Origin of the sequence: Sphingomonas sp. (assembly GCF_036731925.1) — a bacterium.
Lineage (GTDB): Bacteria > Pseudomonadota > Alphaproteobacteria > Sphingomonadales > Sphingomonadaceae > Sphingomonas.
In genome coordinates, this window is sequence record NZ_DAINDJ010000002.1 from 959851 (window position 1) to 972734 (window position 12884).

Annotated in this window: 11 protein-coding genes and 3 pseudogenes; 4 read left to right on the forward strand and 10 right to left on the reverse strand. The window is 64.0% G+C overall.

All coding sequences use genetic code 11. The annotated features are described in order from the left end of the window. The first annotated feature begins 74 nt into the window (after positions 1-74). Together V7E00_RS14070 and V7E00_RS14075 are read left to right on the forward strand one after the other, a co-directional pair. Positions 75-1004, forward strand: coding sequence for a HEPN domain-containing protein (locus V7E00_RS14070; RefSeq protein WP_333573871.1), 930 nt, complete (start codon positions 75-77; stop codon positions 1002-1004). Between the two features lie 13 nt (positions 1005-1017). After that, entirely contained in the window at positions 1018-1857 is an 840-nt protein-coding gene (locus V7E00_RS14075) for a GIY-YIG nuclease family protein (protein WP_333573260.1), read from the forward strand. 20 nt (positions 1858-1877) lie between these two features. On the opposite strand, the gene V7E00_RS14080 is transcribed toward V7E00_RS14075, so the two are convergent. Then, positions 1878-2105: a conjugal transfer protein TraD gene (locus V7E00_RS14080; protein ID WP_333573261.1), complete on the reverse strand. Its 228-nt coding sequence runs from the start codon at positions 2103-2105 to the stop codon at positions 1878-1880. Between the two features lie 16 nt (positions 2106-2121). Continuing rightward, positions 2122-2445, reverse strand: a complete 324-nt coding sequence (locus V7E00_RS14085) for a conjugal transfer protein TraD (protein WP_333573872.1) — start codon at positions 2443-2445, stop codon at positions 2122-2124. Between the two features lie 172 nt (positions 2446-2617). On the opposite strand from V7E00_RS14085, the gene traA reads away from it, so the two are divergent. After that, positions 2618-5452 carry a Ti-type conjugative transfer relaxase TraA gene (gene traA, locus V7E00_RS14090; RefSeq protein WP_333573262.1) on the forward strand — a complete coding sequence of 945 codons (2835 nt, stop codon included), beginning with the start codon at positions 2618-2620 and terminating at the stop codon, positions 5450-5452. Between the two features lie 10 nt (positions 5453-5462). Beyond that, complete coding sequence (locus V7E00_RS14095) at positions 5463-6038, forward strand: hypothetical protein (protein WP_333573263.1); 576 nt, start codon at positions 5463-5465, stop codon at positions 6036-6038. 76 nt (positions 6039-6114) lie between these two features. On the opposite strand, the pseudogene V7E00_RS14100 reads toward V7E00_RS14095, so the two are convergent. The 8 genes and pseudogenes from V7E00_RS14100 to V7E00_RS14130 form a co-directional block, all read right to left on the reverse strand. Next, positions 6115-6903 (reverse strand): annotated as a pseudogene (locus V7E00_RS14100) (IS66 family transposase); the annotation flags it as partial. Then, positions 6879-7220 carry a hypothetical protein gene (locus V7E00_RS14105; RefSeq protein ID WP_333573265.1) on the reverse strand — a complete coding sequence of 114 codons (342 nt, stop codon included), beginning with the start codon at positions 7218-7220 and terminating at the stop codon, positions 6879-6881. The gene V7E00_RS14105 and the pseudogene V7E00_RS14100, both read right to left, overlap by 25 nt. Positions 7221-7341: 121 nt before the next feature. Beyond that, positions 7342-8934 carry an IS66 family transposase gene (gene tnpC, locus V7E00_RS14110; RefSeq protein WP_443019199.1) on the reverse strand — a complete coding sequence of 531 codons (1593 nt, stop codon included), beginning with the start codon at positions 8932-8934 and terminating at the stop codon, positions 7342-7344. Positions 8935-8995: 61 nt separating this feature from the next. Then, positions 8996-9298 (reverse strand): IS66 family insertion sequence element accessory protein TnpB, encoded by a 303-nt coding sequence (gene tnpB / locus V7E00_RS14115; protein ID WP_333573874.1) that lies wholly within the window; start codon positions 9296-9298, stop codon positions 8996-8998. 6 nt (positions 9299-9304) lie between these two features. Further along, positions 9305-10529: pseudogene (locus tag V7E00_RS14120) on the reverse strand (IS256 family transposase). 49 nt (positions 10530-10578) lie between these two features. Continuing rightward, positions 10579-10677, reverse strand: a pseudogene (gene tnpB / locus V7E00_RS20095) (IS66 family insertion sequence element accessory protein TnpB); the annotation flags it as partial. Continuing rightward, positions 10674-11123, reverse strand: a complete 450-nt coding sequence (tnpA, locus tag V7E00_RS14125; RefSeq protein WP_333573266.1) for an IS66-like element accessory protein TnpA — start codon at positions 11121-11123, stop codon at positions 10674-10676. The gene tnpA and the pseudogene tnpB (V7E00_RS20095), both read right to left, overlap by 4 nt. An 85-nt stretch (positions 11124-11208) precedes the next feature. Then, positions 11209-12453, reverse strand: a complete 1245-nt coding sequence (locus V7E00_RS14130) for a hypothetical protein (protein WP_333573267.1) — start codon at positions 12451-12453, stop codon at positions 11209-11211. Positions 12454-12884: the final 431 nt, after the last annotated feature.

Sequence of the window (12884 nt, forward strand, 5' to 3'; positions counted from 1 at the left end):
CCGCCATTCGAACCAACCGCTGGCCGCCGGGTGGCTTGCCATCGGGCGGCAAGCCCGACAGGGTAGCTTCCGCCATGCGCAGCAATCTCGATCATCTTCCACCTGCCAAGCAGCGCGAGCTGGAGCGCGTGGTGCAGATCGTCTTCGAGGAATTCGACGACGCCTTCGCGCTCGCCAGCAATGAGTGGAAGAAGAAGAGCCGCATTCTCAAGGTCATTCTGTACGGCAGCTATGCGCGCGGCAACTGGATCGACGAGCCGCATACCGCCAAGGGCTACAAGTCCGATTATGACCTGCTGATCATCGTCAACGACAAACGGCTGACCGACCGCATCAAATATTGGGCGAATGTCGATGACCGGCTGATGCGCGAATTTGGTATCACCGGCAGCATCAAGACCCCGGTCAATTTCATCGTTCACAGCCTGCAGGAGGTGAACGACGGCCTCGCCCATGGCCGCTATTTCTTCATGGACGTCGCCCGTGACGGCATCGCGCTGTACCAGAGCGACGACAGCGAATTGCACCAGCCCAAGCCGAAGTCGCCACATGCGGCGCTCTCCATGGCCAGGGAATATTTCGACGAGTGGTATCCAAGCGGCGGCGAGTTTTTCGACAATTTTCGTTTCAACCTCGCTCAGCAGCGATTTAACAACGCGGCGTTCCAGCTGCATCAAGCAACAGAGCGCTTGTATCATACGGCCTTGCTTGTTGTGACGTTCTACACGCCGCACGTTCACAATTTGGCCTTCCTGCGCACGCAGGCTGAGAGGCTCGACCGGCGTCTCGCCTACGTCTGGCCGGGCGACAACCGCAAGCAGCGCGGCATGTTCGAGAAGCTGAAGGAAGCCTATGTGAAGGCGCGGTATTCGAAGCACTACCGCATCAGCGCTGACGAGCTGACGTGGCTCGGCGAGCGGGTCGAGGAACTGGGCCGCGTCGTGCAGGAAATTTGCTCGGAGCGCATCGCCCAGCTGGAAGCGACAGCGAGGAACGCGGGATGATGCGGGGCCAGCCATGGACCTGACCTTCGGTGATGCTTTGGCGAAATGCGGCTTGGCGCGTTCCGATGTGCGCCTATTGCGTCACCAGGCCAAATCGCCTTCGGGCCGCACGCCCTATCTCCTCTGGCGCGATCAGCGGACTGCCTTTGACGAATATCAGTCCGTGCAGAGCGACACGAACCGCGCGAAGCTCGCGGCCCCGTTCTGGGCAAGCTTTGTGGTCCCGGCAAATGGCGGCACACTGTTTTCCGGGCTCTACGTCGCCGAGCGCATCGGACCAGCGGCGAGCGACTGGGTCGACCCGCTGTACGAGAGACCCGGTAGCGAACTGACGACAAGCCAACTAGATCGATATCGCGTGACGCCTTCGCCGTTGCTCGCCAGTTACATCGGCAAGCTTTGGATCGAATGGGGCGCCGGCACTCGGAGTTGGATCCAGCGAGCCGACAACCAGGACAAGGCAATCGTTCAGCTCACACGGGAATTCCGCGAAGATGCATTCCCGGGATACGATCGATTCATCGCAAATGTCTCGGACGTTGTTACCCTTCCGCTCGGCTGGGTCGCGGCGTTGCGCGCGGCGCGTGGTGTCTATCTGCTGACATCAGCACGCACGAAAGAACAATATGTTGGATCGGCTACCGGCGACGGAGGATTCTACGCCCGTTGGCTCAACTATGCATCGGACGGGCATGGCGGCAACATCGGCCTGAAAAGCGCCGATCCAAGCGATTATCAGATCGCCATTCTCGAATGTGCCGGATCGGCGGCCAGCTACGAACAGGTTCTTCTCCTCGAAAGCCTGTGGAAGCGGAAGCTGCAAAGTCGCGAGCTGGGCCTCAATCGGAACTGAAGGCCGCGCGCCGACAATGGTCAGCGCGAGCCCACGTTATCCTCGCCGAATGCGCGGCGTCCTCGCCTACGCCAGATGGCGACCAACTGCTCGTGGTCGGCACCATCCGTCGCGCGAAGTTTCGCCGCCGCTTCGATCAAGATCCCGAGGATTGCCGCACGGTCGTCGTCGATCAGTTCGACCAAGCCAGCCTTAGTCACGAGCCCGCCCAGCTCGATCAACTGGCGCGTGCGTTCGCGCCGTTTCACCTGCCAGTCACGGCGATCATACCGCGCCTGCTTCGCCTGGAGCCTGTTCCGCGTCTCCGACACCCGCCGCAGTGCCGCCCGGCTCGCGACCAGTGCGGTCGCCAGCGCCTTTCCGCTCACCTCGAAAGAAAGCGGCGCCCCGTTTGCGCCACGCCTCCCGCGTCGCTGCGTCGGTGCCGGCCGCATGCAACAAGGCGCCGGCCAGCTCCTCCACGCCCAGCGCATCAGCGCCGGTCGCCATCACCAGTTCACCGAGCTGGCTTTGCTTGCGCGTCTTCAGTTGACGCGCTTTGTGGGCAAGCGCCTTCAGGTCTGCATCATAGTCTCGGAGTTTTCGCATGGTCCTGCCCTTCCCTTGTGTCGGTCGGACAGACCAGATATCGTTGCCGGCAATCCGCGCCAATATCCTGAAACTTCGTGAGATTTCGCGGTCCCGAGAGCGATGAAATCGTTCGAGGGCGCGCTTATACGTCGTGCCGACGTGCGCTTTTAGGCGTATCTGGTGCGTCGCCATGGCGATCTACCACTTCTCCGCCAAAATCATTTCCCGCGCTGCCGGGTCGAGTGCGGTGGCGGCTGCCGCCTATCGCTCGGCGTCGCGGCTGCACGATCAGCGGCTCGGCCGCAGCCATGACTTTTCCAACAAGGCCGGCGTCGTGCACAGCGAAGTGCTGCTGCCCGAAAACGCGCCCGAGGCGTGGCGCGACCGCGAGCGGCTGTGGAATGATGTCGAGGCCGCCGAGCTGCGCAAGGACGCGCAGCTTGCCCGCGAAATCGAATTCGCCATCCCGCGCGAGATGCAGCAGGCCAACGGCATCGAACTGGCGCGGTCGTTCGTCCAGCGCGAATTTGTCGATCGCGGCATGGTCGCCGATCTCAATGTCCATTGGGACATCGGCGCCGATGGGCTGGCGAAGCCCCATGCGCATGTGATGCTCGGACTTCGTTCGGTTAGCGATAACGGGTTCGGCGCCAAGGTGCGCGACTGGAACCGCACCGAGCTACTTACCCACTGGCGCGAAGCCTGGGCGGAGCACATCAATCATCGCCTCGCCGAACTCGACATCGACGCGCGGGTCGATCACCGCAGCCTGGAAGCGCAGGGCATCGGTCTGGAGCCCCAGCACAAGATCGGCCCCGCCGCGTCGCGCATGGTGGCACAGGGGCGTGACAGCGAGCGGCTCGAAGAACACCACGCCATCGCCCGCGCCAATGGCGACAAGATCCTCGCCAACCCCAGCATCGCGCTCGACGCGATTACCCACAGCCAGGCAACCTTCACCACCCGCGACCTTGCGATGTTCGTGCACCGGCATAGCGAGGGAAAGGACCAGTTCGACCAGGTGATGGCGGCGGTGCGCGCGTCGCCCGAGCTGGTGAAGCTGGGCAAGGACGGGCGCGGCGACGATCGCTTCACGTCGCGCGCGATGCTGGAGACCGAACAGCGGCTCGAACACGCCACTGCAACGCTCGACGCGCGACGGCATCACTCGGTTGGCGATCGGCATCTGGAACGGGCTGTCGGCGTCGCCGAACAGCGCGGCCTCCGCCTCTCGCCCGAACAGCGTGGCGCGCTGGAGCACGTGACCGCCGCGCGCGGCATCAGCAGCGTCATCGGCTATGCCGGCACGGGCAAGAGTGCGATGCTCGGCGTCGCGCGCGAGGCGTGGGAAGCGGCGGGCTACACCGTCTACGGCGCGGCGCTGTCGGGCATCGCTGCGGAGAATCTGGAAAGTGGCTCGGGCATCGCGTCGCGCACCATCGCCAGCCTGGAGCATCAATGGGGCCAGGGCCGCGACTTGCTAACCGACAAATCCGTCCTTGTCATCGACGAGGGCGGGATGATCGGCACACGGCAGATGGAGCGCGTCATCCGCGAAGCGGAGAAGCGCGGCGCGAAGGTCGTGCTCGTGGGGGACCCGCAGCAGCTCCAGGCGATCGAAGCCGGTGCGGCGTTCCGCTCGATTGCCGAGTGGCATGGCGCGGTGGAAATCACCACCATCCGCCGCCAGTCCGAAGACTGGCAGCGCGACGCAACGCGGCAGCTCGCCACCGGCCGCACCGGCGAAGCACTGGCCGCCTATGCGGAGGCTGGCCATGTCCATGCCGCCGAGACGCGCGAAGCTGCGCGCGAGGCGCTGATCGACCGCTGGGACAAGGACCGACAGGCTGCCCCGCAAGCCGGCCGCATCATCCTCACCCACACCAATGACGAAGTGCGCGAACTGAACACGGCGGCGCGTGACCGGATGCGGGCGGCGCAGATGCTGGGAGCGGACGTCGACCTCGTCGTCGAGCGGGGAAGCCGGTCGTTCGCGGCCGGTGATCGCGTGATGTTTCTCAAGAATGAGCGCTGCCTGGAGGTGAAGAACGGCACGCTCGGCACGATCGAACAGGCCAGCGGAACCGCGATGCGTGTGCGCACCGATGACGGGCGAAGTGTCGCCTTTGACCTCAAGGACTATGCCCATGTCGATCACGGCTATGCCGCCACCATCCACAAGGCACAGGGCATGACCGTGGATCGCGTCCATGTCCTGGCGACGCCGGGGCTGGACCGGCATGCTGCCTATGTCGCGCTGTCGCGTCATCGGGGGCGTGTCGATCTGCATTATGGCCGGGATGATTTCGCCGATGCCGGGCGGCTGGCCCGAGCGCTGGCGCGCGAGCGCAGCAAGGACATGGCGTCGGACTACCCCCGCGCGCTCGACGTGCAACCGGCGCTATCGCCAGCGCCGGCGTCTGCCCGTCGCGGGATGTTCGACGGGCTGAAGCTCAGCAGCGCGCCGATCCGTATGCCGACCCAGCCCGGCCCGCTCGAACAGGCGGTGCAGCGATTTGGCCGCGCGGCGCAGGACATCATCGGTATGAAACAGCAGGGCTTCGAACCCCTGCCCCACCAGCGCGAGGCCTTTGGTACTGCCCGCAAGGAGATCGACGCACTTCGCCCCGGCGGCAGCGAAGACATGCGCATCGCGATGAACAAGGACCCTGCCCTTATCAGCGAAGCCGCGAATGGCCGGACCAGTCGCGCGATCCAAGCGATGGTCGCCGAGGGCGAAATACGCGTCGATGCCGCTAACCGCGCCGATCGCTTCGTCGCCGATTGGCAGAACAAGGCACGGCAGCTGAAAACTCTGGAGAGGAGCGGCGATTACGATGCCGCGCGGTCCACCAGAGATGCCATGACCACGATGGCCAAAGCGCTGCACCGCGATCCCCAGCTCGAGTCGCTGCTGCGCAATCGCGCACTGGAGCTAGGTTTGAAGTCTCAGGGAGGCGCGTCGATGTCTCACGACCTCCAGGAATGGCTCGGCCGCTCGCGCGGCCTCAACATTGGGATGTAGGCTCGCGCCCATGACCGACATTCCCCGCCAGTATGGCATTGCCGACGATCCCACCCAGGCCTTCGAAAGCCTGCGGCAGGAGATTTCCCTTCTCCATACAGCCATTCAGGGACTGACCGCCGCGCGCGAGAAAATGCCGGATTACAGCCCGACGCTGGGCGCGATCAGCCGGCAGCTTGCAGCGATGACCGAGGGTATCACCCGCATCGAGCAGGCGCCGGGCGTCAAGCTCACCCCAGCCATAATGGTCCAGCAGTTGGCGAAGGCAGCGGCAGATGCGAGGGCGGATGATAAGCGTCAGATGGATGACGCTCGTGCCGACCTACATAAAGTGATCGGACGAATGGATGGGCTGGTCGTTCGAGCGCGGTCGACCGATCTCCAGCGCAGGCGCGAGCTATGGATGATGCTCGGTGCCTTCCTTTCCGGAATTTTGCTTTGGTCTTTCCTGCCCGGGATGATCGCCCGCTCCCTTCCCGAAAGCTGGCATGTACCGCAGTGGATGGCGGCGCGGACGTTGGGCAAGGAACAGGCCACTTACAACGGCCAAGCCGGCGACAATAACCACACGCCTGAGAAAAATTGACTGAATCTGGGCCATATGAGACCTGTGCGCGGGTGGGTGTGGGTTGCTGATGCTGGTCGTCGGCCGCATACACTCATAGCCGCCCGGTCGCGGTCTTGCCACGGCCGGGGTCGAGCATCGGCACCGGGGTGTCGTCGGCGTGGATCTTGTCGGCGTGCAGGACTTCGTCGCGAATGCGGGCGACGACCGGGTCGAGCAACGCTGCGACCTGTCCGGCCCAGCCGGCCAGCGTCGAGCGATCGATGTCGAGCCCCTGCGCCGGCATCATCTCCGCCTGGCGATACAAGGGGAGATGATGCTCGAACTTCGAGACCACGACATGCGCGAGCGTGGCGAAGCTGGCCTTGCCGCGCGACGGCGCTGCCGGCGCGGGGGCCTGGACGATCTTTTGGCAGACCCGGCAGCTATATTTTGGGCGGACGTTGCGCACCACCCGCCAACGCACCGGCACCACGTCGAGCATTTCATGCGCGTCCATGCCCAGCCGACGCAGCACGCCGCCGCAATCCGGGCAGGTGCAGGCGCCCGAGGCTGGTTCGTGGACGACCTCCTCGCGCGGCAGGTGCGCCGGCAGGCTGCGGACCGGTGCCGGCCGCGCCGTCACCTCCGACGGGCGTGCCTCTACCGGCGCCGCGTCGCGCTCGGCTGCCAGTTCTTCCAGCGCCAGTTCGAGCTGCTCGATCTCGCGGTCCAACTTCTCCGACGAGGCGCCGAACTGCATCCGCCGCAGCCGGGCGATGTGGCCGCGCAAGCTGTCGATGAGCAGATCGCGCGCGGCAAGCGCGGCATTGGCCCGGGCCAGCAACGCCTCCAGCGCGGCGAGGCGACGATCGTCGGCGATCACGAAGGTGCGGCGGCAGAGCAAGTGCCGGCGATGGTCATCGATCTGGCCTGCGGCAGGAGGGTGAGCATTTTCCCCTCGGCATCGCCGACGCTGGTGGGCGCAGCCCTGAAGGCGCTGCGGTGATTCCTCCAGGAGCGCGGGTATGGATCGCGATGGGCCACACCGATATGGGGAAGGGGATGCAGGGCCTGGCGCTGATGGTTCAGCAGGGGCTCACGCGTCGCCTCCTCCACCAGATGGAACTGCAGCTCGAAGATCTCGAGGCCTACGCTGCCGAGAACGCGTCCGCCGCCGAGATAGCCGCGGCAAAGACCAGCAGACTCCATCACCGCGTTCACCTCCAGCGGGCTACACTGCGTCGAAGAGCTTCTCGACGATCGCCGCTCAGCATTCATGAAGGATCTCTGACCTCGGCGCGGCCTTCGCCGGATGGAGTAAACGTGGTCTGCAGGCCGCAGGTTATGCGGCTTGCGCGGTTGGCTGATCAGCTGGCCGATTCCAGTTCCACGGGAGGAGTTCATCCCAGCGGCTGGCGGGCCAGTCATCGGCGATCCTGGCAATGATGTCGGCGATATAGGCCTGCGGGTCGACACCGTTGGCCTTGCAGGTCTGGATGATAGTGTAGATGGCGGCGGCACGCTCGCCGCCCACGCGCGAGCCGGCGAACAGCCAGTTGCGGCGGCCGATTGCCACGCCCCGCAGCGCGCGCTCGGCCCTGCGCGTCTCCGCCATGCCCCCGGCATGGCTACAATGCTCGGTGTTGTCGATCTCCAGCCGGCCATCGTCGAGGAAGCGGGACAGCGCCAGCCAGCGCTTGGTGCCATAGGCAATCGCCTTCACCATGTCGGATTTGGGCGACAGGCGGCGCAGCGCTGTGTCGAGCACCGCACGCAGCGCCTTGACCGGCGGTTTGCTGCGTTCCTGCCGCGCCCGGTGCCGGATATCCGGTGGCTGGCCACGCACCTCGGCCTCCACGGCATAGAGCGCGCCGATCCGCTCGAGGATGTCGGTGGTCAGCGGCGTGGCGGTGCGCTCATGCAGGTCGAAGATCTTGCGCCGGAAATGCGCCCAGCAGGCCACCTCGGTCACCCCATTGCGGTAAAGTCCATCATAGCCGGCATAGGCATCGGCCTGGAGGAGACCGCGAAAGCCGGCGAGATGCGCCAGCGGGTGGGCGGCGGTGCGGTCCGGCGTGAAGCGATACCAGGTCGCGCGCGGCGCGGTGCTGCCCGAGGCCTGGTCGTCGACCGCGTACACCCATAGCCGCCCGGTTGCGGTCTTGCCGCGGCCGGGGTCGAGCACCGGCACCGGGGTGTCGTCGGCGTGGATCTTGTCGGCGTGCAGGACTTCGTCGCGAATGCGGGCGACGACCGGATCGAGCAGCGTAGCGGCCTGTCCGGCCCAGCCGGCCAGCGTCGAGCGGTCGATATCGAGCCCTTGCGCCGCCATCATTTCTGCCTGCCGGTACAGCGGCAGGTGGTGCTCGAACTTGGATATCACGACATGCGCGAGCGTCGCGAAGCTGGCCTTGCCGCGCGCGACGGCGCTGGCCGGCGCGGGTGCCTGGACGATCTTTTCGCAGACCTGGCAGCTATATTTTGGGCGGACGTTGCGCACCACCCGCCAGCGCACCGGCACCACGTCGAGAATCTCATGGGCATCCACGCCCAGCCGGCGCAACGCGCCGCCGCAATCCGGGCAGGTGCAGGTGCCCGAGGCCGGTTCGTGGACAACGTCCTCGCGCGGCAGATGCGCCGGGAGGCTGCGGACCGGTGCCGGCCGCGCCGTCGCCTCCGACGGGCGCGCCTCTACCGGCGCCGCGTCGCGCTCGGCTTCCAGCTCTTCCAGCGCCAGTTCGAGCTGCTCGATCTCGCGGCCCAGCTTCTCGGACGAGGCGCCGAACTGCATCCGCCGCAGCCGGGCGATCTGTCCGCGCAAGCTGTCGATGAGCAGATCGCGGGCGGCGAGCGCGGCATTCGCCCGGGCCAGCAACGCCTCCAGCGCGGCGATCCGCGCGGTGGCATCAGCAGGGGAAACGGGCGCTTCCGACACCCGGATTTCCTAGCAGATCGCGGGGACTCAAGCGAGCAAAAGCGACGCAAAACCGCCGGTTTTAGCCCGCCAGCGTCGGCGTGCAGGTCCGCTCCGGGCGGCGCCAGTCGATGCCCTCCAGCAGCGTCGACAATTGCGCCGGCGTCAGCACCACCGTGCCGGTCGCCGTCACCGGCCAGACGAAGCGGCCCCGGTCGAGGCGCTTCGAAAACAGGCAAAGGCCTTGCCCGTCGAACCACAACAGCTTGACCAGATGCGCGCGCTTGCCGCGAAACGCGAACAGCGCGCCCGAATGCGGGTCTTTCGCCAGCACCTGCTGCACCAGCACGGCAGTGTCAGGAATTTCGTGTGCGGGCGGGCGGATTGAACATTACGCCGCCATGGCCCTGATGAATCGTTCGCCGAAGATGACGGCGAACTGCGCCTTGGCCATGGCCCACTCGCGCGGCGGCATTTTCCACTCTTTCTCGGACCTGTTCAAGATCAGGTAGAGCAGCTTGGTGGCAGCGTCGTCACTGGGGAAATGCCCGCGGGCGCGCACCGCCCGCCGGAGCTTCGAGTTCAGCGCCTCGATCGCGTTGGTCGTATAGACGATCCGGCGGACCTCCTCGGGGAAGGCGAAGAACGGGATCACCTCGGCCCAGACCCGCCGCCAGCTCTGCCCGATGGCGGGATAGCGGCTGCCCTAGGCGCCGGCCTCGAACGCCGCCAGCGCCTGCTCGGCGGCCTCGGCGCTAGGGGCGCGGTAGATTTCCTTGAGCGCCGTCGCCAGACCCTTGCGGTCCTTCCAGGAGACGAATTCCATCGAATTTCGCAGTAGATGGACGATGCAGGTCTGGACGACGGCGTCGGGAAACACGGCGGTGATCGCCTCGGGGAAGCCTTTCAGCCCATCGACCACGGCGAGCAGGATGTCTTCGGTGCCGCGGTTCCTGAGCTCGTTCATCACCCGCAGCCAGAATTTGGCGCCTTCGTTCTGCTCGAGCCACAGGCCGAGCACCTCCTTGGCGCCATCGGCACGGACGCCCAGCGCGATGTGGATCGCCTTGTTGCGCACCATGCCCTCGTCGCGGATCTTGACCCGGATCGAATCGAAAAAGACCAGCGGATAGACCGGATCCAGCGGACGCTGCTGCCAGATGGCGACCTCGTCGAGCACCGCGTCGGTCACCGTGCTGATCAGGTCGGGCGAGGCATCGATGCCGTACAACTCCTCGAGATGGCCGGCAATTTCCCGCGTGCTCATCCCCCGCGCGTACATCGACACGATCTTTTCATCGAAGCCCGGGAAACGACGCTGATATTTGGCGATCAGCTGCGGATCGAAGCTCGACTGACGGTCGCGCGGCACCGCGAGCGCCAGGCTGCCGGTGTCCGTCATCACCGTCTTCCGGCTATAGCCGCTCCGCATGTTGCCGGCACCGCCCATCGCCGGCGAGGTGATGGTCCATCTCCGCGTTTTACGCGCGCTCGGCCAGCGCCTTCTTCAGCGCATCCAGCAGGCCACCTTGTTGCAGCGCCGCCGCCGCATCCCCGCCAGCCAGCAACTGGTCCAGCAACTCATTCGGTATCGCAGGCTCTTTGCGTCGGGACATCTCGGGTCTCCTTCTTACCCTCTTATGCCCGCCCGCACACGAAATTCCTGACACTGCCCACCAGCACCGCCAGACCGTCGAACCCCTTGCGCATGTCGGTCACGCCGCACGCCAGATATACCCGCGTCGGCAACGGCGCCGGGCTCACCGCAGCACCGACAACACCCGTGCCAGCGCATCCGCATCCACCCCGCCGTCGACGCTGATCCGCACGCCGCCGGGCAACGCGATATCGATGCGCCCCGACGAACACGGCACCGGCGGTGACGCCGGCACGATCGGCTCCGCGAGCCGAACCTCGGCGAACACCGGCAGCGACGCTGCAGTCCCGGCCAGCTTGCCGACCCGCAACTGCTTGCGCCACGTATAGATCAGGCTGCTCGACACCTCGCGCCGGGCGATCACATCGCAGACCCTGGCCCCAGGCCGGAACGCCTCGGCCAGGATCTCCAGCTTCTCCGCATCCGACCAGCGCCGCCGGCCGACACCCGGCCCACCACCTCCATGCGACCAGTCATACGAGTGCTCGTATGACTGGTCGTAGACCCCGAAACTTCCTGCACCACCACCGCCCTCGTCAAAGGCGGCAAGCATCCCGGCTATCGACGATGCCACAAGGCGGCCTGCTGAACACGCTTACAAACAGCCCGCGATCAGACGACGACCCATCGAATCGATACTACCGCTGCGGGCGACCCTCTCGAATACCATGAAGAAGATAGTGCTCAAGCGGATTCGAGCCGCTCGCTGCCACGTCTGGATGAATTGCGAGGTAAGAGCGCTCGTCAAACAGCTCTTGCCTTGAAAGCGATTGCTCTATTTTGTGCATCTTCAATCGGTGCGGCAACAGATACCACCATGCCGGAGCTGCGAGTATAGACGCGTTAACTTTGAGGAGCCAATCGATTCTGCCCAGGCGCGCTTCAGATTCCGCTAAGGCGCCATCGCGTTCTCGGGCCAATTGATCGCAGAGTCGCTGCGATTCATAGGTGACATTATGAAACAATGAAATCTGTTCCAATAATTTACTAATCTCCTTAATCGCGGCAGACTCACGAACTTCCGACGCTAATAGCTCTTCACAGAGAAGATCCATTCTACGATGGACATCTTCGTATTTAACTAATAGTATATCCAGCTGCTCTTGAAGAGATTTGACTGAACCTCGCGCAATATCAAGGGCATCTGCAAGGTTTTTTTGCTCTTGTTCAGCAGCCTCCCTCCGACCACGCTCCGCTTCCGCCTCGGCACGCGCTCGAGTAAATAATTGACTTTGCTCCCACTGCACCAGTTGCAGCTCAGCTGATTGACTTTGACTCCGAAGAGCGACATCCGCCTGAGCTACCACCGCCCTTTGGCTGGTCTCTAATTCGGCCTCAAGCTGTCGAATTCTCGCCAGACCAGCACCTGATTGCCCGGGAACCGGCCCTCCCACAATGCCGATCTGAGTAAATGCAGCCGACGCCGCATCGAACTTATTTCTGATTTGGTCTAGTCGCCTTCGCCCTTCAGAGGTCTCACCTTCCAGACTCCACCGACAAAGAATTGAAAAGACTTCGCTTGCCCAAGCATGAACTTCGTCGTTGATTGGCTCTTGTTCAAACTTCGTCGAGAAATGACGGTGCCGAACCGTCAGAAAGTCGGCGATCTCCGCTTCCACTGCAGGACATCGATTGGGGAATCTGATACCCAAGCGGTCTTCCATTCTTTCAACGACCGCTTCCCAATCTTCCAAAAGTTCATCATATCTGCAAAACGCCCGAATAATCCCACGACTACCATGTTCAGCGTCGAGCGTGTACCTGAGCCAGAGCAGGTGAGCGTAACCGCTCACGATCAAATCGCGCTGCTGAAGTGAGCTGGCGACCTCTTCAGGGGATCTAATTGGTAGTAAGGCGCGAGTTTCGATATCCTCTGATTGCATAGCAAGGAACCAAAATCGCGATAGTCTGCAGATTCTTGGATCCTTTAGTACAATGAGGGGGTAGGACTCGTACTCCTGGCGCAGAAGAGTGCGTGCGCGGCCTAGGAATTCCGCGCTTTCCGAGGAATTCACCGATGCCAAAGAGAGTGGCCGCCAATCATCCCAACGAGAGCCTGCCGACGCAAGCAGCGCCTCGTTGAACGAGACGACCGCGCTGGGCTCCCAGTGCCCCGTTTCATTCGAATCGGCCGGTCCAATTAGATCGTTCGGGAGATGAGCACCAAGCAGATTGAGGGCCCTCGTCAACGCGCTTGTGCCAGACCGATGCATGCCAAGTATGATAATGCCCAGCCGGCTACTAGACCGCGCGCCCTTTCTATCGCTGCTCACAGCGTGCCCAACTCCTTACTCCAAGCAAATATATGCTCATA

Coding starts and splice junctions, on each gene's coding strand:
- V7E00_RS14070 (WP_333573871.1), top strand. CDS start 75: ATGCGCAGCAATCTCGATCATCTTCCACCTGCCAAGCAGCGCGAGCTG.
- V7E00_RS14075 (WP_333573260.1), top strand. CDS start 1,018: ATGGACCTGACCTTCGGTGATGCTTTGGCGAAATGCGGCTTGGCGCGT.
- V7E00_RS14085 (WP_333573872.1), bottom strand. CDS start 2,445: ATGCGAAAACTCCGAGACTATGATGCAGACCTGAAGGCGCTTGCCCAC.
- traA (WP_333573262.1), top strand. CDS start 2,618: ATGGCGATCTACCACTTCTCCGCCAAAATCATTTCCCGCGCTGCCGGG.
- V7E00_RS14095 (WP_333573263.1), top strand. CDS start 5,463: ATGACCGACATTCCCCGCCAGTATGGCATTGCCGACGATCCCACCCAG.
- tnpA (WP_333573266.1), bottom strand. CDS start 11,123: ATGCTTGCCGCCTTTGACGAGGGCGGTGGTGGTGCAGGAAGTTTCGGG.
- V7E00_RS14130 (WP_333573267.1), bottom strand. CDS start 12,453: ATGCAATCAGAGGATATCGAAACTCGCGCCTTACTACCAATTAGATCC.